The 20593-nt window shown below is 40.1% G+C and carries 31 protein-coding genes and 2 tRNA genes; 27 read left to right on the forward strand and 6 right to left on the reverse strand.

What is annotated here, in order from left to right; genetic code table 11:
• The first annotated feature begins 17 nt into the window (after positions 1 to 17).
• The 4 genes from M1F03_RS14780 (at position 18) to M1F03_RS14795 (ending at position 2254) form a co-directional block, all read left to right on the forward strand.
• A complete protein-coding gene (locus M1F03_RS14780) occupies positions 18 to 761 on the forward strand; it encodes a HipA family kinase (protein ID WP_094963045.1) in 744 nt (247 codons plus the stop codon).
• Positions 758 to 1582, forward strand: coding sequence for a DUF3037 domain-containing protein (locus M1F03_RS14785; RefSeq protein ID WP_094963046.1), 825 nt, complete (start codon positions 758 to 760; stop codon positions 1580 to 1582). Before M1F03_RS14780 ends, M1F03_RS14785 begins: the two co-directional genes overlap by 4 nt.
• Before the next feature lie 147 nt (positions 1583 to 1729).
• Positions 1730 to 1882: a hypothetical protein gene (locus M1F03_RS14790; protein WP_318839984.1), complete on the forward strand. Its 153-nt coding sequence runs from the start codon at positions 1730 to 1732 to the stop codon at positions 1880 to 1882.
• Positions 1883 to 1948: 66 nt separating this feature from the next.
• Complete coding sequence (locus tag M1F03_RS14795) at positions 1949 to 2254, forward strand: hypothetical protein (protein WP_269723685.1); 306 nt, start codon at positions 1949 to 1951, stop codon at positions 2252 to 2254.
• Between the two features lie 15 nt (positions 2255 to 2269).
• On the opposite strand, the gene M1F03_RS14800 is transcribed toward M1F03_RS14795, so the two are convergent.
• Positions 2270 to 2785: a hypothetical protein gene (locus M1F03_RS14800; protein WP_272661137.1), complete on the reverse strand. Its 516-nt coding sequence runs from the start codon at positions 2783 to 2785 to the stop codon at positions 2270 to 2272.
• A gap of 168 nt (positions 2786 to 2953) precedes the next feature.
• On the opposite strand from M1F03_RS14800, the gene M1F03_RS14805 reads away from it, so the two are divergent.
• The 19 genes from M1F03_RS14805 to xni all read left to right on the forward strand — a co-directional run bounded on the left by M1F03_RS14805 (position 2954) and on the right by xni (position 13153).
• Entirely contained in the window at positions 2954 to 3574 is a 621-nt protein-coding gene (locus M1F03_RS14805) for an Nmad5 family putative nucleotide modification protein (RefSeq protein WP_251464612.1), read from the forward strand.
• 282 nt (positions 3575 to 3856) lie between these two features.
• The gene (locus tag M1F03_RS14810) at positions 3857 to 4129 is read left to right on the forward strand and encodes a hypothetical protein (RefSeq protein ID WP_251464613.1); all 273 of its coding nucleotides are present in this window, start codon (positions 3857 to 3859) and stop codon (positions 4127 to 4129) included.
• Positions 4126 to 4347 (forward strand): hypothetical protein, encoded by a 222-nt coding sequence (locus M1F03_RS14815; RefSeq protein ID WP_251464614.1) that lies wholly within the window; start codon positions 4126 to 4128, stop codon positions 4345 to 4347. Before M1F03_RS14810 ends, M1F03_RS14815 begins: the two co-directional genes overlap by 4 nt.
• The gene (locus M1F03_RS14820) at positions 4344 to 5162 is read left to right on the forward strand and encodes a PD-(D/E)XK nuclease-like domain-containing protein (RefSeq protein WP_251464615.1); all 819 of its coding nucleotides are present in this window, start codon (positions 4344 to 4346) and stop codon (positions 5160 to 5162) included. The genes M1F03_RS14815 and M1F03_RS14820 overlap by 4 nt, the downstream gene beginning before the upstream one ends.
• On the forward strand, positions 5155 to 5961 hold the full coding sequence (gene recT / locus M1F03_RS14825; protein ID WP_251464616.1) for a recombination protein RecT: 807 nt from the start codon (positions 5155 to 5157) through the stop codon (positions 5959 to 5961). The genes M1F03_RS14820 and recT overlap by 8 nt, the downstream gene beginning before the upstream one ends.
• A complete protein-coding gene (locus tag M1F03_RS14830; protein ID WP_318839985.1) occupies positions 5951 to 6475 on the forward strand; it encodes a single-stranded DNA-binding protein in 525 nt (174 codons plus the stop codon). Before recT ends, M1F03_RS14830 begins: the two co-directional genes overlap by 11 nt.
• A 15-nt stretch (positions 6476 to 6490) precedes the next feature.
• On the forward strand, positions 6491 to 6829 hold the full coding sequence (locus tag M1F03_RS14835; protein WP_196713568.1) for a hypothetical protein: 339 nt from the start codon (positions 6491 to 6493) through the stop codon (positions 6827 to 6829).
• Positions 6830 to 6844: 15 nt separating this feature from the next.
• On the forward strand, positions 6845 to 7588 hold the full coding sequence (locus M1F03_RS14840; RefSeq protein ID WP_154635705.1) for a methyltransferase: 744 nt from the start codon (positions 6845 to 6847) through the stop codon (positions 7586 to 7588).
• Positions 7589 to 7630: 42 nt separating this feature from the next.
• Positions 7631 to 7792 (forward strand): hook protein, encoded by a 162-nt coding sequence (locus M1F03_RS14845; RefSeq protein ID WP_154622819.1) that lies wholly within the window; start codon positions 7631 to 7633, stop codon positions 7790 to 7792.
• A 152-nt stretch (positions 7793 to 7944) separates the two neighbouring features.
• Positions 7945 to 8118, forward strand: coding sequence for a hypothetical protein (locus tag M1F03_RS14850; protein ID WP_249998684.1), 174 nt, complete (start codon positions 7945 to 7947; stop codon positions 8116 to 8118).
• Entirely contained in the window at positions 8118 to 8339 is a 222-nt protein-coding gene (locus M1F03_RS14855) for a hypothetical protein (protein ID WP_249998682.1), read from the forward strand. Before M1F03_RS14850 ends, M1F03_RS14855 begins: the two co-directional genes overlap by 1 nt.
• Entirely contained in the window at positions 8336 to 8605 is a 270-nt protein-coding gene (locus M1F03_RS14860; protein ID WP_318839986.1) for a hypothetical protein, read from the forward strand. The genes M1F03_RS14855 and M1F03_RS14860 overlap by 4 nt, the downstream gene beginning before the upstream one ends.
• 151 nt (positions 8606 to 8756) lie before the next feature.
• On the forward strand, positions 8757 to 8933 hold the full coding sequence (locus M1F03_RS14865; protein WP_272578257.1) for a hypothetical protein: 177 nt from the start codon (positions 8757 to 8759) through the stop codon (positions 8931 to 8933).
• Positions 8926 to 9264, forward strand: coding sequence for a phage protein NinX family protein (locus tag M1F03_RS14870; RefSeq protein ID WP_272578258.1), 339 nt, complete (start codon positions 8926 to 8928; stop codon positions 9262 to 9264). Before M1F03_RS14865 ends, M1F03_RS14870 begins: the two co-directional genes overlap by 8 nt.
• A gap of 180 nt (positions 9265 to 9444) precedes the next feature.
• The gene (locus tag M1F03_RS14875) at positions 9445 to 9645 is read left to right on the forward strand and encodes a hypothetical protein (RefSeq protein ID WP_150376421.1); all 201 of its coding nucleotides are present in this window, start codon (positions 9445 to 9447) and stop codon (positions 9643 to 9645) included.
• Positions 9646 to 9903, forward strand: a complete 258-nt coding sequence (locus M1F03_RS14880) for an excisionase (RefSeq protein ID WP_071599637.1) — start codon at positions 9646 to 9648, stop codon at positions 9901 to 9903.
• Positions 9860 to 10924 (forward strand): site-specific integrase, encoded by a 1065-nt coding sequence (locus M1F03_RS14885; RefSeq protein ID WP_318839987.1) that lies wholly within the window; start codon positions 9860 to 9862, stop codon positions 10922 to 10924. The genes M1F03_RS14880 and M1F03_RS14885 overlap by 44 nt, the downstream gene beginning before the upstream one ends.
• Positions 10925 to 10989: 65 nt before the next feature.
• On the forward strand, positions 10990 to 12357 hold the full coding sequence (gene ppnN, locus M1F03_RS14890; protein ID WP_154622487.1) for a nucleotide 5'-monophosphate nucleosidase PpnN: 1368 nt from the start codon (positions 10990 to 10992) through the stop codon (positions 12355 to 12357).
• A gap of 31 nt (positions 12358 to 12388) precedes the next feature.
• Complete coding sequence (gene xni / locus M1F03_RS14895) at positions 12389 to 13153, forward strand: flap endonuclease Xni (protein WP_247046717.1); 765 nt, start codon at positions 12389 to 12391, stop codon at positions 13151 to 13153.
• 72 nt (positions 13154 to 13225) lie between these two features.
• Here the strand turns inward: xni and rlmM are convergent, their stop codons facing one another.
• The 3 genes from rlmM to M1F03_RS14910 form a co-directional block, all read right to left on the reverse strand.
• On the reverse strand, positions 13226 to 14323 hold the full coding sequence (rlmM, locus tag M1F03_RS14900) for a 23S rRNA (cytidine(2498)-2'-O)-methyltransferase RlmM (RefSeq protein WP_154622488.1): 1098 nt from the start codon (positions 14321 to 14323) through the stop codon (positions 13226 to 13228).
• A complete protein-coding gene (locus tag M1F03_RS14905) occupies positions 14316 to 14711 on the reverse strand; it encodes a DUF423 domain-containing protein (protein WP_163862859.1) in 396 nt (131 codons plus the stop codon). The genes rlmM and M1F03_RS14905 overlap by 8 nt, the downstream gene beginning before the upstream one ends.
• 144 nt (positions 14712 to 14855) lie before the next feature.
• Positions 14856 to 15794: a transcriptional regulator GcvA gene (locus M1F03_RS14910; RefSeq protein ID WP_154622489.1), complete on the reverse strand. Its 939-nt coding sequence runs from the start codon at positions 15792 to 15794 to the stop codon at positions 14856 to 14858.
• 613 nt (positions 15795 to 16407) lie between these two features.
• Between M1F03_RS14910 and csdA the strand changes: the two genes are divergently transcribed.
• Together csdA and csdE are read left to right on the forward strand one after the other, a co-directional pair.
• Complete coding sequence (gene csdA, locus M1F03_RS14915) at positions 16408 to 17616, forward strand: cysteine desulfurase CsdA (RefSeq protein WP_154622490.1); 1209 nt, start codon at positions 16408 to 16410, stop codon at positions 17614 to 17616.
• A 9-nt stretch (positions 17617 to 17625) separates the two neighbouring features.
• Positions 17626 to 18087 carry a cysteine desulfurase sulfur acceptor subunit CsdE gene (csdE, locus tag M1F03_RS14920; RefSeq protein WP_251464619.1) on the forward strand — a complete coding sequence of 154 codons (462 nt, stop codon included), beginning with the start codon at positions 17626 to 17628 and terminating at the stop codon, positions 18085 to 18087.
• Positions 18088 to 18112: 25 nt separating this feature from the next.
• Here the strand turns inward: csdE and tcdA are convergent, their stop codons facing one another.
• Together tcdA and mltA are read right to left on the reverse strand one after the other, a co-directional pair.
• A complete protein-coding gene (tcdA, locus tag M1F03_RS14925) occupies positions 18113 to 18931 on the reverse strand; it encodes a tRNA cyclic N6-threonylcarbamoyladenosine(37) synthase TcdA (RefSeq protein ID WP_251464620.1) in 819 nt (272 codons plus the stop codon).
• A gap of 21 nt (positions 18932 to 18952) precedes the next feature.
• Complete coding sequence (gene mltA / locus M1F03_RS14930) at positions 18953 to 20044, reverse strand: murein transglycosylase A (protein WP_251464621.1); 1092 nt, start codon at positions 20042 to 20044, stop codon at positions 18953 to 18955.
• A gap of 359 nt (positions 20045 to 20403) precedes the next feature.
• On the opposite strand from mltA, the gene M1F03_RS14935 reads away from it, so the two are divergent.
• Positions 20404 to 20480 (forward strand) — tRNA-Met (locus tag M1F03_RS14935).
• Between the two features lie 30 nt (positions 20481 to 20510).
• Positions 20511 to 20587, forward strand: a tRNA-Met gene (locus tag M1F03_RS14940).
• Positions 20588 to 20593: the final 6 nt, after the last annotated feature.

Below are 20593 nucleotides of genomic sequence, written 5' to 3' on the forward strand. Positions count from 1 at the left end.
ATTCGAGATTTTGATTTATGCAAAATAATAATCGATTAGAGGTCACAGAGGCTATTCGCCAAATGGAAGCTGGCTCTACAAAGCCTATTCTATGCTCTTGTGATGATGGAAACCTTTACGTTGTAAAAAGCAGCGCATCTGTATCAAGAAAAGAATTAATTCATGAATATGTTGCGTCAGTCTTAGCAAAAAAAATCAATCTACCGATACCTGATTTTGCTATTGTATACGTTCCTAATGATATTGTTGATTTCTTGCCGCCCGACCTAAAAGGTAAACTTTCATGTGGGTACGCATTCGCTTCTCAGTATATCGAAGACTCAGCAAGTATTGCATTCACCTTGGCTCATCAACTTATTGATATACAAAAGCAAAAAGAAATATATTTGTTTGATAGATTGATAAATAACTCCGACAGGTCGCTTACCAAGCTTGGTGGCAATGTAAATATTATTTATAACGTAAAAAAACAAAGCTATTATTTAATAGACCATAACCTTGCATTTGATCCAGACTGCGACATTGATATGTTTGAACTCCACGTATTCTCACCAAGAAACAGGGATTGGAAATATGACATGCTTGACGCAATCTCCAATAAAGAATTAATAGAATGTATAAACTCTTCATGCGATGATGCTCTATCAGAAATACCAGCCGAATGGATTGATGATGAATTATCAAAAAATAGCATTTCTAACAATATATTACATATTGTAGGCAGAGGAAGAGATGGAGAGTTTAGGAGCACAATAATATGAAAATACCATTACTTTACAGCATTATAAGATATGCTCCATACGCAGAAACCGAGGAATTTGCGAATGTAGGTGTGGTTATTTGCTCTCCGAAAACTAACGAACTTCATTTTAGTTTGACTAAATCAAACGATGCTAGAATACAGAGTTTTTTTAGGGATGACTCTATCTTCAAAGTAGTTAAGCCATTGATAGAAAATGAATTAAGCATAGCTTCAGACATTGCAGCTAGCTTCAATTCTGCGGAAGGGTTAAGAGACTTCTTCTTTAATTTAACTGAAAAGCGTGAGTCTATTTTCTGTTATAGCCCTGTTCGCGTACTAATGGCTCATAATGCAAATGAAGAACTTGATAGACTATATAGCAAATTCATTAAACAAACAGGCAATACAAAAGAGCGCAGAGAAGATATATTAGCAGCAGAATTAAGACATAGATTCCAAGTGCACAGCGAGCTAAAAGGCGCATTTAAAAAAATAAGATTTGGTGGTGAGCTTACTAGTTTTGAAATGCCTCTAGTAGCAGAGACATGCACAAAAGAAGTTCTCTGCGCTATAAAGCCACTCGCATTCAACCAAGTTGAGCCAAGCAAAATGCTTGAACATTGCGATAAGTGGGTAGCAAGAATAAAGCGAGCTGTAGATGAAAAAATTCTTATATTCAATAATGTGCTATTCACTCTTGATCACAAAATCAAATTAAAAGCTCCCGAGTTAAAAGCTATTGATGAAATTAAGTATACTCTTGATAGGCATAAAATAACTCACTTTGAAGCTAAAGATAAAGATTCAGCAATTGAGTTTGCCAAGCAAAAATTAGCCTAATCCCCAGCCCAGCCCTCCCCGAGAGGGCTTTTTTGTGTCCGCAATTCCCCGTCAGTGTGATCTCTGACACAAATCGTGTCCATAAATAAAATATTTTCCATTTCAAATCATCACGTTAATTCAAAAACAACCAAATAAACACATTTTGTGGTTGACATTAAAATCACAATTTGTGAATATACTATCCATCAAAGGCAAGGAGCCATAGATAAACAGGATGTTCGCTCTTTAACAGATAGCGCTGAAAAAGCGCAAACCGAAGACAGTATGTTTTGGGATTGGCTAGCTCTGTCGCTATGAGGATAGCGAGAATTGTAGATAGTTGCATCACAGCCAATCACCAAAACAAACTGTAAGGGGAAAACTATGTGTAACTTTCACGGCTACAACAACGCCAGATCACGCAGAATGGAACGCAGAAAAGCATTGCAGGAAGCGCACGCATTAACTGAAAGCTTAAAAGCTGCAATCCATGGCGAACAAGTAGAAGAAACAAAACGCCCTACCTTATCACTAACACGCAAACCAATTAGCCGAGTTGAAAAAGCAATTTCAATTCGCAGCACTAAAGTTTATGACTCAGTAGACAACTGTTGCTTACCTAATGTAGCAATATTTTCAGGCGTTAAAACAAAACAGCCGAGCAGTGAGTTCGGGGTGACGGCGAGATAGAGCCCAAGTATGGGCTTAGTCATGAAATCCAAGTTTTGTTTTGGTAGCTTCAAGGAATAACTTGGTAGCAATGCTCGCATTAGCAAATGCATAATCAACCATTCTGCTAACAACAGCTTCAGCGCCCTTTTCCCTTACCATATCGAGAAGCGTTTTTTTATCTTCATCAGGTAGGTTAACGGCTCGGATCATTGCTTCTAAGTTTTTAATGGTGCTTTCGTGAATTTTTATGTTAACAACATTTAATTTGTTACCAAGAGTATCGGCATTAGCGCAGTCAACACCATCAGCGGTTAACCCCATTTTGTGAATATTAAAAGAATAGGGTTCATCATCGACAACGCCGATTCTTACAGCACCGTCTTGTACTAACCCTCTTTTTTGCAAGTAGTCCAACTCTCTTGCTAGTTGGTCTTCTCCGAATTCTTTCAGTAACTCGTTAAATTTATCCTGAGTTATTGGTTTCATTAAGAATTCTCTATTATTTAATGCTTGAATAATCATTTCTTGCCTCTCAGATAGAACGTGCATGTTGTTTTCCTTTTTCATTGGTGGGGTGAATACATTATAACCGATTTCTTTGGTGGGGACTAAAGAAACCACTGACGCCCTAAGTGGATAAATAAACGGGCACAGTTAACTAATTACAGTCCATTCTGTGGGCTGTGGTGAGTTGATTGATAGATAGAAGATAGAGATATGACACGTTTAACAAATAGCTTAAAAGAAGTTATCACGCAAAACGCATTAGAGAAATCTGGCGTTGTTCAGCAACAAAAAGAGCTAGACCTAGAATATAACAAGTTAGCTTTAGAGGTTCGCATTGAAGCGCTTGGTGGTGAAAGTAAAGCCAAAGAAATGGATGGCTTATATAGCAAGGCTGCTGAGATTGCAGAAAAACTTCGCCAATCAGTAAATGAAGACATTGATGTTCATTACGCTCTAAGACCCCGCCTTTACGCATCGTTTGGTGGAATGCGGCTTTGGTTGAAGTACGGCAAAAAAGAAAATGGAGATAATACTTACCTGCTAACCCCGTGTGATTCTAAGTGCCTGTTTGCAGCGGATCATCCATTAAGCATTAAATTCTCAGAGCTTGAAGATAAAAAACGCAATATTACCAATAAAGTTAAAGACGTAAAAGCAAACGTGACAGCGGCTTTAAACTCAGTAACTACAGTAAAACGCCTATTAACCATCTGGCCTGAAGCTAAAGAGCTATTACCGAAAGATGTTGAAAAGGCATCGATTCAACTGCCCGCACTTAAAGTTGAAAAGCTAAATGAAATTATCGGATTACCAACTGGAAAAGCGGCTTAACTAGCAATCGCAAAAGCCCTCGGTCAGCAGTAACCCACCGCACCAACACCAGAACACTTTAAATAACTATGTGAGGCATCACATGGGTGATAACTATTACTACGCAGCATTAATCATTATGACTGCAATTCTATTACCTCTATTGACGAGATAAGTCATGCAAATCGATAAACATTTTCTACGTCTGGCTCAGGCACAGGCGCGAATTGCTATAAGCCAACGTTGTGATGATGTTTGGTGGTTAGCAATGGAATTTCTCAAAGCGAGTTACGGGAGGTCTAAGTGAATAAATGCATACAGCTTTTATTGTCAACTTTTGGATGCGACCACTCCTCATCAGGAACAATTATTACTTGTGTCAACGGAAATGACATCAAGCGCATAGACGGTGATTACGGAACAATTATAAGCAAACTACAGTTCACGGAAAAAGAACGCTACGAAAACATTAAGGAAAATGGGCAGCTTGCTGGGTTTATTGATGAAGCCATAGCAGCAGGCGACGGGCAATGGATTGTCGATTACATCAAGGCTAATAGCAAGGAGGCAGCGTGAATGCATATGCAATGAGGGATGCTCAGGAAGAGCGTCGATTAGAAAATGCAGCTTGGCAGGATGCACAAAGCGCATACATAGCAGAACAAACTCACGTACTGATGGAAATGCTAGGAAGCACGCTCACTGATAAATGGACTGACAGTGAATATGATGAAGCTCAGGATCGAGCAAGTGAGTTTATTAAATCACTAATGAAAGAGGCTCGAATGATGTGAAAGAGGGAATTTATTACAACATTTCAAATGAGGACTATCATAATGGATTAGGTATCAGTAAATCACAGCTGGACCTTATAAATGAATCTCCAGCGGACTTTATATGGCAAAGGAATGCGCCAGTTGATGAAGAAAAAACAAAAGCACTAGACATTGGCACTGCATTGCATTGCCTACTACTGGAACCTGATGAATTTCAGAAAAGGTTCAAAGTTGGACCAGAAGTAAATCGTAGAACAAACGCAGGGAAGCAAGAGGAAAAGGAATTTCTCGAAATGTGTGAAAAGGAAGGTATCACACCTATTACTCATGACGATAACAGGAAGTTAATGCTCATGAGAGATAGTGCAATGGCGCACCCTATCGCAAGATGGTGCTTAGAAGCTAACGGAGTAGCTGAAAGTAGCATTTATTGGAATGATGAAGATACGGATATTCTTTGTCGTTGCAGGCCAGATAAACTCATTCAAGAGCACCACTGGATTGTTGATGTAAAAAGCACCGCAGATATTCATAAATTTGAACGTTCTATGTACGAATATAGATACCACGTACAGGACCCTTTTTATTCAGACGGGTATAAATCACTAGTCGGAGAAATGCCTGTTTTTGTTTTCCTAGCTGCAAGCACAACTGTGAATTGTGGGCGTTACCCAGTCAGGGTATTTGTTTTGGATGAACACGCAAAATCAGTTGGTCGAACAACCTACAAACAAAATTTAAGAACGTATGCAGAATGCCTAAAAACGGATGAATGGGCAGGCATACGCACACTATCACTGCCCTATTGGGCTAAGGAATTAAGGAATGAGTAACCCACCATTAGCTCAAGCTGACTTACAAAAAACACAAGGTACAGAGGTTAAAGTTAAAACTAAGGACCAGCAACTAATTCAGTTCATTAATCAGCCCAGCATGAAGGCTCAATTAGCTGCTGCCCTGCCTCGCCACATGACTCCTGACCGCATGATCCGCATTGTAACAACAGAGATTCGTAAAACACCTGCACTTGCAAATTGCGATATGCAAAGTTTTGTCGGCGCAGTTGTTCAGTGTTCGCAATTAGGATTAGAACCTGGCAATGCCTTAGGCCATGCTTACCTACTTCCATTCGGCAATGGTAAAGCAAAGTCAGGTCAATCTAATGTGCAGTTAATCATTGGCTATCGAGGAATGATTGATTTGGCTCGTCGCTCAGGGCAAATAGTAAGCATATCAGCAAGAACGGTAAGGCAAGGTGATAATTTCCACTTTGAGTATGGACTGAATGAAAACCTAACACACGTACCGGGTGAAAATGAGGACTCGCCTATTACTCACGTTTACGCTGTCGCAAGGCTTAAAGATGGTGGCGTTCAGTTTGAGGTCATGACATACAACCAAATAGAAAAAGTCAGAGCATCAAGTAAAGCAGGGCAAAATGGCCCTTGGGTTTCTCACTGGGAAGAAATGGCAAAGAAAACAGTCATTCGCCGACTTTTTAAATACTTACCTGTTTCCATCGAGATGCAAAAAGCCGTCATTCTTGATGAAAAAGCAGAGGCCAATATCGATCAGGAAAACGCTACTATTTTTGAGGGAGAGTATGAGGAGGTAGGCACTGATGGCAAGTAAAGGCGTAAACAAGGTAATTCTCATTGGTCACTTGGGCCAAGATCCTGAAATCCGTTACATGCCTAACGGTGGTGCAGTAGCAAATCTCACACTAGCTACATCGGAAACGTGGCGTGATAAGCAGACTGGAGAACTGAAAGAGCGCGTTGAGTGGCATCGAGTGGTAATTTTCGGCAAATTAGCAGAAGTTGCAGGCGAATATCTGAAAAAAGGCTCACAAGTCTATATTGAAGGTTCTTTGCAGACTCGCAAATGGCAAGACCAAAGCGGTCAAGACAGATACACAACGGAAGTTGTGGTTAACATCGGTGGATCCATGCAGATGTTAGGCGGGAACGGTGGTAATCAGGCAGGAGGCCAGAAACAACAGCAGCAAACGCAGATGTTGGGGCAAAATGAATTAAAACCTCAACGCGCTGATTGGGCTAAAGAGCCGCCCATTGATTTTGATGATGACATCCCCTTTGCCCCTATCGGGCTGCAATACCCACGCCACGCTATTTATGTGATTTAACCAAGGTATATAACCATGAAAACTTTACATGGACGCTGTATTCGTCGCTGGAAATTGCGATTTAAACCTATGTGTGATTCTAAGACTTCACCTCATTACAGAAAGCGTGATTTGAAGGGGTATTTTCGCCAGTACGGAATTATTACAGCTGACTCAATGATTCAAGAAATGGCTTTTAATAATGCCAAATTTGATTATCAAGGAAATTGCCCCGGATGGTCACCTGAATTTTCAAAGTTCTTTGACGAGAATCGAGAGAAGTACATTAACGAAGCACGTTTATTTCTGAATGAAGAAGCCACTAATGAAGAAATAGACGACTTAATCGAAGAAGAAATTTCAAACTGGAATTAACCAAAGGATATAACCATGAAAATAGAAAGCACTATTCTGAATGTGCTAAGTAACGCACGCGCAGAAGAAAATAAATTATATTTAACTGGAGAGCTTGATAGAAATATATATTTAAAAACAAACAAAGTATTAGAGGCCGCAGGAGCTAAATGGAACAAAAAAATAAAGGCTCATTTGTTTGAAAGTGACGCACAAGAAAGAATAGACCAGATTATATTAACAGGAGAAATAACAATACCTAAAGATGATTTTGAGTTCTTCCCTACACCGCCTGAGTTAGCAAAAAAAGTAATTGACCTAGCAGAAATAAAGTCCGGAATGTCAGTATTAGAGCCTAGTGCAGGAATTGGAGCATTAGCGAAAGAAGCCACTGCTGTAGATGGGGTTAGTCTGAGTATGTATGAATTAAATCCTGAACATAACAGGCACTTAAAATCACTAAATATAGGCTTTGTTCATGAAGCATGTGACTTCTTAAAATCAGTTCCCGTTGAAAGTTTCGATAGAGTTATTATGAACCCACCGTTTGGAAAGCAAGCTGATATAAAGCATGTAACGCACGCGCTCAAATTTCTAAAGCCTAACGGAATTCTTATAGCAATAATGTCTTCATCAATAACATTTAGAACAAATAAATTAACTCTTGAGTTTTTGGAATTACTTAAATCTAGAAATCACGAAATTATTTCTCTTCCTGAAAAGAGTTTTTCCAGCTCAGGAACAAACGTAAATACAGTAATATTAAAAGTAATTAACTAAATAAATACGGACTCAGTGCAAGGATGCAAACAGGAGATAGATATGACTATTGAACAGTTACAAGAAGAAAACACAAAGTTAAAACAAGCCATCACTGATATATACCGCAACTGTGAAGAATGTGAATTTGATGGAAGCGGTACTTATTATGCAATAGAGCAAGACCACGTTAATGATGCGTATGAGCTAGTAAACCCAACGTAATAATTTAACTCGCAGGGATGCAATGAAAAGGAATATATATGAGAGATTCATTTAACTTTTTGGCGATCACAATACTGTCATTCATTTTTGGCGGAATTACATTTCTTGCTATCGCGTGGCTTGGTAAAAACTGGCTATAAAAAGGTGGAGTGATGAAATTAACAGAGAAGCAAATTAAAACGCTAGATATTGTGAGAGATAAGTTTGGCGCTGGGGTTGATGGCAGAACGCTTAAATCTTTTGAGAAAAAAGGTTTAATCAGACAAACAATCCTTGGCTGGACATTAACTAAAGATGGAATTCATGAATTAATGAAGGTGGAGTGATGGATAGACCATTAACAGACCGTCAAATTGTCGATATAGCCAACGAGCTGGCGCGTGTTTACTATAAACGCCTAGGTTATGAAGTGCCATTTGGTTATCGATTTGATAAAGCCATTCACCCGCAAGAGATTGCTTTATTCGATATGGCCTGTATTGCTTTTGATGTTCTACGAGAAACTAGCGTAATGGATGCGTTAAGTAACTTTGAGGATGGTGAGTGATGAATAAATCAAGGCAGCAATTTGAAGAGTGGTTTACACCACAAAAAGAAGAAATGAAAAATAATGGGCTTGGTATGATTTCGATAACGAGAATGCACCAGCGCCAATGGATGGCATGGCAAGCATCACGCGAGAGTTTAATTAATAACTTAGAGCCTGTTGGTTATATAACTCCTGTTTCTGGACTTCTTCTTCGTAGAAAACAAAAATCATTTATTTACCCAGAAAAAACAGAAACTAATATCCCACTATATCGATTGGATTAAATAATAATGAAGCTATTTGTACTGTTATTAATTTGGCAGGGATATGTTACGCCTGTAACCGATACATTGTACACACAGCAAGAATGCGAGAGCCGTGCTATGCAAATAATGCAGGTGCGGGATGTTGAGATAGTTTGTGGTGATGTATGGAATGAAAGATAAATATTATGCTGGGATAGAAAACTATAGAGATTCGATTGAAATAGAGCCGACAATAAAAGATTGTTTTGTTTTAAATGTTCCATCTTGGAATATGGACGTTACAAAACAAGACTTAATTGATATTAGAGATACAATTAATGAAATCTTAGAGGCTGACAATGAATAAATATACCGAACTGTCTGACTTGGAAATTAATAAGCGCGTATTTGTTGCTGCAAAAATAGAACATGAAGACACGGACTTGCATAGCAATAAAGTTTTCTATGGCGATGGTGCTAATTGGATTGAATTTAATCCATGCAACAATCCAGCCGATGCAATGCCGATTATTATTGAAAATAAAATAGGGTTATCACCAATGTACCATTCTAATAAATGGACGGCTGACTGTCTTGATTATGATTTTATCTCAGTAAATAAAAACCCACTACGCGCAGCAATGGAATTATTTCTACTAATGAAGGATGCGGAGAATGAGAATAACAACAACGTTTAAAAATAAAGATGATAGTGAATTAATTGATTTCTGCAACACATGCTTAATTAGCTTTATTTCATCGCAAAATATAGATTTTGGGTATACATATAAAGACATGCAGGCTTGGATAGTTAGAAAGAAAAACGGGAATATCTCAGTCAAAGGTTATCGAAAATAATTAAATAGCATAGGTGAATTATGGATATTATCGACTCAGCAAACGAACTAGAACAATTACACATTCAAGCAGCATTATCAAATCGCCAGCCAGTAATTAAGTCAATAAACGGAATGTGCATCTGGTGTGAAGAAATGCCAGCAAAACCAAATAGCGCATATTGCAGTAAAGATTGCGGGGATGATTATGAGAAATATAAAAGGAAGAACGGAGGCGCATAAATGCAAACAGTCAGAGAATTCGCAAAAAAGCACAGAAGAAGTGATGAAACGATAAGGCGGTGGATAAGCGCTGGGAAAATATACCCAGCCCCAACATTTGACGGATATCAATATTTAATACACCCATCCGCACAAAAAATAACAAACTACGAAAATCTTAACCCAAGCATTCTATTAAATAAAAACTGCAAACTGTTAAAAAGGATTGAGACAGATGGCAAGAAACAGAAGTCCCAAAAACGCTCACCTACCACCTAACCTATATTGTAGAAAAGGATATTACAGCTACCGAAACCCCGAAACCGGCATTGAATACGGTATAGGAAGAAATAAAGCCGAGGCGGTAAATGAAGCCATCTCGGCTAACTTGTTTATTTATGGAAAAAAAGAATCATTAATAAACAGAATGGCAAGTAACGATGCAATAAAATTTCATGATTGGATAGACAGATTTGGTGAGATTATACTCCTCCGTGATTTAAAGAAAAAGACCCTAGATGACTACCAAGGACGGTTAAAAAGGATAAAAAATAGCTTCAATAATGTTCCTTTAAATGAAATAAAAACTAAAGATATTGCTGATTACATAAATAGCATTGTTTCTGATGGGAATATAACTACAGCTAGATTGATGCGGAGTATTCTAAAAGATATGTTTAACGAAGCGATGTCGGATGGGGTGATTGATTTCAACCCCGTGGTCGCAACTAGAGTGCCTAGAAATAAAATAGCCAGAACAAGACTCTCAGAAAGTGATTATATTCAGATATACAACACCGCTGTAGAACACTGTCAGCCTTGGGTTAGCATGAGTATGGATTTCGCTATATTAACAGGACAGCGCTCTGGTGATATTAGAAAATTAAAATGGAGTGATATTTATGATGGTTACTTATGGATAGAGCAAGAGAAAACAGGAACTAAAATAGCAATACCGCTCACCATTTCAAATAATATAGCTAATAAAACTTTGCAATCAGTGCTAGATAGGTGCAAGCATGAATTGAACGGAAAGGAATTCGTGCTGGTTTCACAGAAGGGTGATATGCTAGCAGATAAAACCATTGGTAAGGCTTTTTCACTAGCCAGAAGCAAAAGTGGTTTGTCATGGGAGGGTTCTCCGCCGACGTTCCACGAAATCCGAAGCCTGGCATCCAGAGTGTATGGGAATGAAAAATCAAATGAGTTCGCTAACCAGCTTTTAGGACACAAATCAATGGATATGACCAGAATGTATCAGGATGATAGGGGTCTTAGTTGGAAAAAAATCGAAATTTGATATTGGATTTATTTCGAATTATTTCGGAGAGCAGTCCGTAATAAAATGATTTAAAAGGGAAAAAAATGATTACTCATATCAGTCCATTAGGATCCATGGATCTACTATCTCAACTTGAAGTTGATATGTTAAAGCGCACTGCTAGCAGCCATCTTTATCGGCTATTTCGAAACTGCTCATTAGCGGTTTTGAATTCAGGAAGCTTAACAGATAACAGTAAAGATTTATTGGATAAGCATACTGACTTTGATATCAACGTATTACGCCGTGAACGTGGCGTAAAACTAGAGCTCATCAATCCACCTCAAGATGCTTTTGTCGATGGTAAAATCATCCGCTCTATACAAGCAAACCTGTTTGCTGTCCTACGTGATATCCTCTTCGTTCATGCGCAAATTATCTACGCAGAACAAAAACTGCAATTAGATTTGGAAAATGGCGCGCACCTGACTAACATCATTTTCTCTATACTACGTAACGCTCGCACACTTCATCTTGATGAAGATCCCAGCATGATCGTTTGCTGGGGCGGCCACTCAATCAATGAAACTGAGTACCTTTATGGCCGAAAAGTCGGTAATGAACTTGGTTTAAGAGAGCTGAATATCTGTACGGGGTGTGGGCCAGGCGCTATGGAAGCACCAATGAAAGGTGCGGCGGTTGGTCACGCTCAACAGCGTTATAAAAATAGCCGTTTTATTGGCTTAACAGAGCCGTCTATCATTGCCGCTGAGCCACCGAATCCATTGGTGAATGAGTTGGTTATTATGCCTGATATCGAAAAACGTCTTGAAGCGTTTGTACGGCTAGCGCATGGCATTATTATTTTCCCAGGTGGTGTGGGTACCGCAGAAGAACTACTCTATTTATTAGGTATCTTGATGGATCCTGAAAATAGTGCACAGGTTCTCCCTTTGGTGTTAACGGGGCCAAAAGAAAGTGCAGAATACTTCGCTGTACTTGATGACTTTATTCGTCATACCCTTGGTGATGAGGCAAGTAAACACTACCAAATTATCATTGATGATCCCCAAGAGGTGGCTCGTGTTATGAAAAAACACATGCCTCTAGTAAAAGATAATCGCCGTAGTACAGGTGATGCGTATAGCTTTAACTGGTCAATCAAAATCAGCCCAGAGCTACAGCATCCTTTCGAGCCAACTCATGAAAACATGGCATCTTTGAACTTACACCCAGGTCAATCACCAGAGAAACTGGCATCCGACCTGCGTAGAGCGTTCTCTGGTATCGTGGCAGGTAACGTGAAAGAAGTTGGAATGAAAGCTATCGAACAGCATGGACCATTTAAAATTCATGGAGATAAAGAGATCATGCAACGCATGGATACTCTGCTAAGAGGCTTTGTAAGCCAACATCGTATGAAGCTCCCAGGCGGGACTGCCTATGAGCCTTGCTATGAAATTGTGAAATAAATGGATAAAAGCCAAGGATGGCAAAAACATGATGATCCACTTACTTATTATTGATGCACTTAATTTAATTCGTCGCATACATGCAGTACAAGGTAGCCCTTGTGGTGACAGCTGTATATCCGCTGTATTGCAGCTTATTTCGCATACCTCTCCCACCCATATCGTTGCGGTATTTGATGAAGAAGGTAGGCATAATAGCTGGCGGCATGAAAAGTTACCTGACTATAAAGCGGGCCGACAACCCATGCCTGATAATTTACAGGCTGAGCTCCCGACATTAATCAACCAGTTTGAATCCAAAGGTATTCATTGTTGGCAATCACATGGGGATGAGGCCGATGATCTTGCGGCCACCTTAGCAAAAAAAATCGCCGATGCTGGACAAACCGTCACCATAGTGTCGACCGATAAAGGCTATTGCCAATTACTCTCCCCCGCCATTCGCATCCGTGATTATTTTCAAAAACGTTGGCTAGATGTCCCATTTATTGAGAAAGAATTTGGCGTACAGCCACACCAACTACCTGATTACTGGGGATTAGCGGGCATTAGTAGCAGTAAAGTCCCCGGCGTTACAGGGATTGGAGCGAAAAGCGCCACATTACTTTTACAGCAGTATCACTCAATTGAAAATTTATTTGCTAACTTAGAGAATGTTGACGAGAAATGGAGAAAAAAACTCATTGGCCAGCTCGATATTGCCACAACTTGCCGTGATATTGCGACATTAAGAACGGATATCGCATTACAAGGCAACCTAAACCAACTACGTTATCAGATTAAATCATCTTCATAAAAAAACTGCACCTTACTTCGCCATTTATCAGCGTTTGGGGTGCAGTGATAAGTGAGGTGACCCGTCTAATGTTTAATCACGTATTGGCGCATAAGCCGACCAAATTCGCTGAACATGTACGGTGATCTCCTCACGGTCATGGTAAAGCTGTTTTGCTTGAATACGGACATTAATGCCTTGCTCTTTTAACTGAGTAAACATTTTATCCAGAATATGAGAAACTTCCTCATAACGTTTCTTCATTGGCAATTTTAAATTGAAAATGGTTTCTCGGCACCAACCTTCTAATAACCAATGCGTCATTAACGCAGCAACTTTTGCAGGTTTTTCAACCATATCACAGACTAACCAAGTGATATTTTTGGTATTTGGCTCGAATTTAAACCCATCAACCTGATGATGCCTAACCTGCCCTGTATCCATCAAACTTTGTGCCATCGGGCCGTTATCCACGGCATGTACCATCATACTTCGCTTAACTAATTGATACGTCCAACCACCAGGACATGCACCAAGGTCAACCGCATTCATACCACTCGCTAAACGCTCTTCCCACTCATCATAGGGAATAAAGACATGGAACGCTTCTTCTAGCTTCAACGTTGAACGGCTAGGCGCATCCGATGGGAATTTAAGACGCGGAATCCCCATATAAAATGGGGAAGTATTCGAACTATATGAATAGCCTGTATAGCAGCAACCAGGCGCAATAAAGAAAACATGAATAATAGGACGTTTAAAGTTTTCTTTAGCCAGCAAAATTTTTTCTTTACGCAGTGCATTACGCAAAGGCACTGTAAACTTACGGCAAAACTTCAGTAGCTCTTTGCTTTCGTTAGTATCAGCAACTTCAACACGAAGATCACCAGCCCGCTCCACCTGCTGGCTGAGTACACTTACAATCGGTGAAATGCGATCTTCAGGAGGCAAATCTTTCAGCAATTCGCCAACCACAAACATTTGACGTGCAAAAATCAATTCACGAAAAGGCAGCTCACGGGCAAGTTTATCGGCATCTTCAGCCTGATAACACTCAAAAATAACATAGCCGCTATTTTCTTTGACTCGAGCAAAACCAAAAACGTCTTTTTGCCCTGCTTTATCTGTAATTTCTGCCGCACACTCTTTTTCAAATCCAGGACGACAATATAATGCAATTTTATTACTCATGGCGTAACGCCGGTTTCCTTAGACGCATAGCGCCGATAACGACCAACAGCCAGCCAATAAGAAAACAAACTCCCCCTACTGGCGTAAAATAGGAAAAGTATTTTACCTGTAACAAGGCCATACAATAAAGGCTACCACTAAAAAGAAGTATGCCTACAGCAAAAAAAACACCACACCAGTAAAACCAAAGGATCACTTTGCGTAATAAAATAGCCCCCAGTACCATTAAGGCGACTGTGTGTAGCATTTGATAACGCAAACCAATTTCAATCCATTCCATCTGATGGGCACTCATAATCGATGACAGTGCGTGAGTACCAATAGCACCAAAGGCCACCGTAAAAAACCCACTAATCCCAGCAAAAATTAACATCAAACGACTATTCACAGTAACACCTTTTATTTACTATAACCGAAATAACCCCAGTCGCCTTAAGATGACCTAATAACATTCCTATACATTCAATCAACTGAGTGCCGTTTTCACTATGCAACTAACTACAATTTGAAGAATAATGGGCATGTATAATTACTAAATAAGTGCAATATCTTGATCACCTGTAATAAAACCCAATTTTTCTTGTTCGCTTGCCGCTTGAGCCAAAATCCATTGACGAAATGCGGCTATTTTACCTAAATCAGCTTGGTTTTCCTGACACACAAGGTAAAACGCATTTTTGCTCACCAAAACTTCGCTAAATGGGCAAACTAAACGACCTGCGTCTATTTCATTTTTAGCCATAACATTATTCGTTAATGCCACACCCTGCCCGTGAACGGCAGCCTGAATGACCATCGCACTGTGACTAAAAATAGGCCCTTGTTGGACATTAATAACATTATGCAATTCTAATTGGCGAACATAAGCTTGCCAATCCCGACGAGAAGAATCATGCAATAAAGTATGATTCACCAAATCTTCGGGTTGCTTTAATGGATATTGTCCGGTCAATAATACCGGAGAACAAACCGGCATTAAATATTCAGCATATAATCTGTCTGTTCTAAGCCCAGACCAATTCCCTCGTCCATAGAAAATAGCGACATCAACATCATCGGCTAATTTATCTTCTTCTCGATCAACTGCTTGAATCCGCACATCGATCCCTGGATATGCTTGGTTAAAACTAGAAAGACGAGGCACAAGCCATTGTATCGCAAAGCTAGGAGATAAACTGACTGTTAGTGCCCCTTTGGCGCTACGTGCCTGTAATTTCCTTGTAGCCTCATTGATAGAGGAGAATATTTCTTTAATATCAAGGTAGTAGCTTTGCCCCTCTTCCGTTAATAGCAAAGAGCGATTACGGCGGCGAAATAATTTCAACCCAAGGAAATCTTCCAAGCTTTTCATTTGGTGGCTAACAGCAGCTTGGGTTACAAACAACTCTTCTGCCGCTTTAGTAAAACTTAAATGACGAGCGGCTGCATCAAATACTCTTAACGCATTAAGTGGCGGTAATCTTTTAGACATAATCACTTCTACTCGACAGGGTTATATGCATTAGTTTTTTTCATCCGAAGCATTATAAATTGTCCATTGAGGATACGCCAGTAAATACCTATAGTATGCGCACTTCCTAAGCCGGAACGAAAAGTTACAGAGTTTGGTTACTTTGAAACTTTTGGCTTTGTGGTTGTGATGTTGTGTTTGCAAGTTGTCTGGGAATGCCAGACTTTGTAGCTTTAGCTACTGTTTTTTTCACTTCCTGTACATTTACCCTGTCTGTCCATAGTGATTTTTGTGATGCACCGCCTAAGTTGCGGTGCTTTTTTTTGCAGACAAGCAAAAGAAAAAATCTAAAAAAGACAACGTGTAAACAAGTTTACAGAAAATCTTCATCGTTAGATATTTAAGATTAATCTTGAAGTTAACGTAATGAGATATCTCGTCACCAATAATGATAAAAGAAAAGTGATTGCAATCTGTCGCAAAAGACATAATCATTCCAAAATACTTTCTAAATTTCTCGCACCATCACGGGTCACCATCAAAAATTAACACAATAAAAAGTGCAGCGCGTAAATTTAAAAAGTATTAACAACGTCGGTTAAAAAAACACATATTCAGACAAAGAACACATACAATGGATCATTTTTCTGCCAAGCAGTTTCGAGAACAATTTCCCGCTATCCAGTCTCATACCGTTCACCTAGATAGTGCCGCGACAGCCTTAAAACCAATCTCCATGTCTCAAGCCTCAAATGACTACTATCTCCACTCTGGTAGTTCAGTTTATCGCGGGCAATCTCCTGAATCATTGAGAATAACTCAAAATTACGAACAAGGCCGAGTACGTGTTGCGAAATTGATTAACGCAGAAGATGAAAACACAATTATTTGGACACGCGGCACCACAGAATCTATTAATCTTATTGCGCAAAGCTATTTTAGGCATCATTTAAAGCCTAATGATGAAATTATTGTCAGCGAATTAGAACACCATTCAAATTTACTGCCTTGGCTAATCCTCGCTCAGCAAACGGGCGCAAAAATAATCAAATGGCCGATCAATCAAGACCAAACTCTACATATTGAGAAATTGAAGCAATTGCTTACCCCTAATAGCAAGGTGATTGCTATCACTCAAATGTCAAACGTAACAGGCTATCAACCGGATTTAACAGCGATTACTTCACTGGCACATAAGGCAGGTGCTCTCGTTGTCGTTGATGGCGCACAAGGCGTTGTACATAGCCCAATGGATGTTTGTGCCATGGATATCGACTTTTATGCTTTCTCCGCTCACAAACTTTATGGACCGACTGGCCTAGGGGTTTGTTACGGTAAACCTAATTTACTGGCAGCAATGTCTCCTTGGCACGGCGGCGGAAAAATGCTGTCAGAAGTCAGTTTTGACCACTTTACCCCAGCTCCTATTCCCCATTGTTTTGAGGCTGGTACACCGAATATTGCTGGAGTCATCGCTTTTTCAGCGACGCTGGATTGGTTATCTGAAATCGATTTACACCACCGTGAGGCGCATTGCTGCTCATTGATAAATTATGCCCATGAGCAACTGAAATCACTCCCAGGATTTACTTGCTACAGCGAACCCAATACCCCTTTGCTTTCCTTCAATTTTGACGGCATACACCATAGTGATTTGGGCCTATTATTGACTGAACAAAAAATTGCATTACGCTATGGGCAACATTGTGCGCAACCATTAATGGATGCACTCGATATTAGAGGCTGCTTACGTATTTCTGTCATGCCATACAATAATCTGCAAGATATTGATAAATTTATTAATGCGCTAAAGTTTGCACTCTCAATACTGAATGATGAATAAGGAAGCCTAATGACTTCAATAACACCAACATTTGCGCCGCATCCTTTTGGAACAGAACTGAAAATTGAGGCAATAGTAGATCAATTTTCAACACAAAAGGCGTGGGAAGATAAATATCGTTCACTCATCCAACTTGCTCGCCAATTACCAACGCTGACTGAAGAACAGAAACAACACACTCAGGAAGTGAAAGGATGTGAAAATAGAGTTTGGATTGGCGCGAGATTGAATGACGACAACACCTTCCATTTTTACGGTGATAGTGAAGGACGCGTCGTTAAAGGGTTGTTTGCGATTTTATTAGCGGCGGTAGAACACAAAACCAGTCAAGAAATCCTTGCTATCGATTTTAAAGAGATCCTCAATAGCACCGGGTTGTCTGGTCAGTTAAGCGAATCACGACAAAATGGAATAGCCGCATTAATCACGACTATCCGTAATTTTGCTAGCGAAATGACACCTACCGAATAATGCACTAGAGGCTATTGCTATAGCCTCAGTTGTTTGCTCTATTTTCTCGCTCGAATTTTGCAACCATCTTTTTAAGCGCATGTGAAACAGCAATAAATCCAAAACTTGCCGTGACCATCGTTGCCGCGCCAAAGCCTGAGGCGCAATCCATTCTTTTGGAACCGTCGGCAGTACTCTTAGCAGCACAGACTGAGCCATCACTTTGTGGATAGACTAATTGTTCCGTTGAAAAGACACAATCTATGCCTAATTTACCTTTGCTATTTTTAACCACATTAAAATCAGATTTTAAACGTTCCCGTAATTTAGCCGCGAGCGGGTCTTGAATGGTTTTTGCCAAATCGGTTACTTGAATTTGCGTTGGATCGATCTGTCCGCCTGCGCCTCCCGTCGTGATGACAGGAATTTTATAACGACGGCAATAGGCTAACAACGCCGCTTTAGGCCTGACACTATCAATCGCATCAATCACATAATCAAACCCAGTCGAGAGCAATTCTGCCACATTGTCTACCGTCACAAAATCATCAACAATATTCACTGTACATTCAGGGTTGATTTCGAGCAGCCTAGCTTGCATCACTGAAACTTTTGGCTGACCAATCGTTGATTTTAGGGCATGCAACTGGCGATTAGTGTTAGTGACACAGATATCGTCCATGTCAATCAGCGTAATCGCGCCTATTCCAGTTCGAGCCAAGGCTTCAGCAGCCCAAACCCCGACCCCTCCAACGCCAATAACACAAACATGGGAGCGGGCAAAAAGCGATAATGCATGTTGTCCGTAAAGGCGCCCGATCCCAGCAAAGCGCTGCATCCAAGCATCTGAAAGCTTAGTTTGCATAGTCAATAACAACCTTAATAACTACTTGCTACCGAACAGTGGCGGGCTCTTTTTCAAGACCCACACTCTTCCGTAATGATTATAATAACCGGCCATTTTTCCTGCCTCATGGCCTGTTCCATGATAAATATCGAAATGATGACCTTTAATCGCACCACCAACATCTAAGGCAATCATCATACGCATTTCATAGCGTCCCGTAAATTTACCTGTGTTATCAAGTACTGGAATCTCTGCCAACAGCGCTGTGCCTGGGGGGATAAGGGTTTTATCTGAAGCAACTGACGCTTTAGCGATTAACGGAACCGCACTCGCTCCTCTGACTGGCACAAATGATTGTGGCTTAAAGAAGACAAAAGAAGTATTTTCCTCAAGCAATTGGCGCACTTCTTGTTCGCTATGACTATTGGCCCAATCATGGATGGCTTGCAGTGACATTTTTTCTAGGGGTACTTCACCGCGGTCAACAAGCACTTTACCAATACTCTTATAAGCATGGCCATTTTTACCTGCATAACCAAAGAAATTCAAAGGGCTACCATCGCCAAAGTCAACATAACCGCTACCTTGAACTTCCATCATAAAATTATCGATAGCAGAATTACTGTAAGCTAAAATTAAATTGTCACTTAAAGCGCCATTATAAATCGCGGCTCGACTTGGTAAGCGTTTTTTCCCCTTTGGCGGCATTCCATACAAGGGATGCTGAAAAGCGCCCTGCTTTGTGCGGCGCGCTTCAATAACTGGGGTGTAATACCCTGTAAATTGTACGTTGCCATAATTATCGACACCTTCCATTTGGAATGCCGTTAAATTGAAATTAGTCAGCTTTTTCGGGTCTCCTCCTGCCATTAACCAATTTTCGATAGCATGGTAGGTGTCATTGTTATTTTGAAATAAACGCGGCGATGCATTTTTGATTTCATAAACTTGCTGACTAAAATCGTGTGAATTGATAGGGCGTCCTTGAACATTCAGTTGACTGACTTGCTGAAGGTCTTGATTTAAACGTCCATCTTTATATTGCTGTCCTTTGTCTGTCGGATGAGACTGACAGCCAACAAGCAAAGTAACAAGCGCACTTGCTATACACCACTTTTTCCATAATTTCATATGATATCGCCCACATCAATCCAATATGAAGCGCACAATAGCAAACCCCAATAAATAATGAAACGGCTAATCATATATATACTCATGGTCGCTAGAATGGTTTCAACCTAATTTCCCAAAAATGCTACTGAACACAGGCTCTATCGGCATCGTGAATTCATTTTATTGTCGATAAATTATCCAGTTAAACGTTTTTAAGTAGAACCTTAGACAAAACCCATTACGACTTCAATGATTGCCCCTAACGATTAAAAAAACACCACAATGATGATATTTTGTTCTATCTGTGCCGGATTTTGAAAAAAAACACAAAAAAACTTGCATCAGATCTCATCCCGAGTATAGTGCCCGCTATCGGACGCGGGGTGGAGCAGCTTGGTAGCTCGTCGGGCTCATAACCCGAAGGTCGTCGGTTCAAATCCGGCCCCCGCAACCAATAAAAAATCAGCATCAAAAATATTTCAGGCGCGGGATGGAGCAGCCTGGTAGCTCGTCGGGCTCATAACCCGAAGGTCGTCGGTTCAAATCCGGCTCCCGCAACCAATATCC

It is taken from the genome of Providencia sp. PROV080 (genome assembly GCF_033688105.1).
In the GTDB taxonomy this organism is placed as follows: domain Bacteria; phylum Pseudomonadota; class Gammaproteobacteria; order Enterobacterales; family Enterobacteriaceae; genus Providencia; species Providencia zhejiangensis.

Bases quoted from the DNA above. Each gene is read 5' to 3' on its own strand.
- M1F03_RS14865 (WP_272578257.1), top strand. From the start codon at position 8,757: ATGAAAGATAAATATTATGCTGGGATAGAAAACTATAGAGATTCGATT.
- M1F03_RS14875 (WP_150376421.1), top strand. From the start codon at position 9,445: ATGGATATTATCGACTCAGCAAACGAACTAGAACAATTACACATTCAA.
- M1F03_RS14855 (WP_249998682.1), top strand. From the start codon at position 8,118: ATGGATAGACCATTAACAGACCGTCAAATTGTCGATATAGCCAACGAG.
- M1F03_RS14785 (WP_094963046.1), top strand. From the start codon at position 758: ATGAAAATACCATTACTTTACAGCATTATAAGATATGCTCCATACGCA.
- M1F03_RS14795 (WP_269723685.1), top strand. From the start codon at position 1,949: ATGTGTAACTTTCACGGCTACAACAACGCCAGATCACGCAGAATGGAA.
- mltA (WP_251464621.1), bottom strand. From the start codon at position 20,044: ATGAAATTATGGAAAAAGTGGTGTATAGCAAGTGCGCTTGTTACTTTG.
- M1F03_RS14830 (WP_318839985.1), top strand. From the start codon at position 5,951: ATGGCAAGTAAAGGCGTAAACAAGGTAATTCTCATTGGTCACTTGGGC.
- rlmM (WP_154622488.1), bottom strand. From the start codon at position 14,323: ATGAGTAATAAAATTGCATTATATTGTCGTCCTGGATTTGAAAAAGAG.
- M1F03_RS14840 (WP_154635705.1), top strand. From the start codon at position 6,845: ATGAAAATAGAAAGCACTATTCTGAATGTGCTAAGTAACGCACGCGCA.
- M1F03_RS14885 (WP_318839987.1), top strand. From the start codon at position 9,860: ATGGCAAGAAACAGAAGTCCCAAAAACGCTCACCTACCACCTAACCTA.
- M1F03_RS14910 (WP_154622489.1), bottom strand. From the start codon at position 15,794: ATGTCTAAAAGATTACCGCCACTTAATGCGTTAAGAGTATTTGATGCA.
- csdA (WP_154622490.1), top strand. From the start codon at position 16,408: ATGGATCATTTTTCTGCCAAGCAGTTTCGAGAACAATTTCCCGCTATC.
- tcdA (WP_251464620.1), bottom strand. From the start codon at position 18,931: ATGCAAACTAAGCTTTCAGATGCTTGGATGCAGCGCTTTGCTGGGATC.
- M1F03_RS14800 (WP_272661137.1), bottom strand. From the start codon at position 2,785: ATGCACGTTCTATCTGAGAGGCAAGAAATGATTATTCAAGCATTAAAT.
- M1F03_RS14780 (WP_094963045.1), top strand. From the start codon at position 18: ATGCAAAATAATAATCGATTAGAGGTCACAGAGGCTATTCGCCAAATG.
- xni (WP_247046717.1), top strand. From the start codon at position 12,389: ATGATCCACTTACTTATTATTGATGCACTTAATTTAATTCGTCGCATA.
- M1F03_RS14850 (WP_249998684.1), top strand. From the start codon at position 7,945: ATGAAATTAACAGAGAAGCAAATTAAAACGCTAGATATTGTGAGAGAT.
- M1F03_RS14845 (WP_154622819.1), top strand. From the start codon at position 7,631: ATGACTATTGAACAGTTACAAGAAGAAAACACAAAGTTAAAACAAGCC.
- M1F03_RS14835 (WP_196713568.1), top strand. From the start codon at position 6,491: ATGAAAACTTTACATGGACGCTGTATTCGTCGCTGGAAATTGCGATTT.
- M1F03_RS14870 (WP_272578258.1), top strand. From the start codon at position 8,926: ATGAATAAATATACCGAACTGTCTGACTTGGAAATTAATAAGCGCGTA.
- M1F03_RS14805 (WP_251464612.1), top strand. From the start codon at position 2,954: ATGACACGTTTAACAAATAGCTTAAAAGAAGTTATCACGCAAAACGCA.
- csdE (WP_251464619.1), top strand. From the start codon at position 17,626: ATGACTTCAATAACACCAACATTTGCGCCGCATCCTTTTGGAACAGAA.
- M1F03_RS14880 (WP_071599637.1), top strand. From the start codon at position 9,646: ATGCAAACAGTCAGAGAATTCGCAAAAAAGCACAGAAGAAGTGATGAA.
- recT (WP_251464616.1), top strand. From the start codon at position 5,155: ATGAGTAACCCACCATTAGCTCAAGCTGACTTACAAAAAACACAAGGT.
- ppnN (WP_154622487.1), top strand. From the start codon at position 10,990: ATGATTACTCATATCAGTCCATTAGGATCCATGGATCTACTATCTCAA.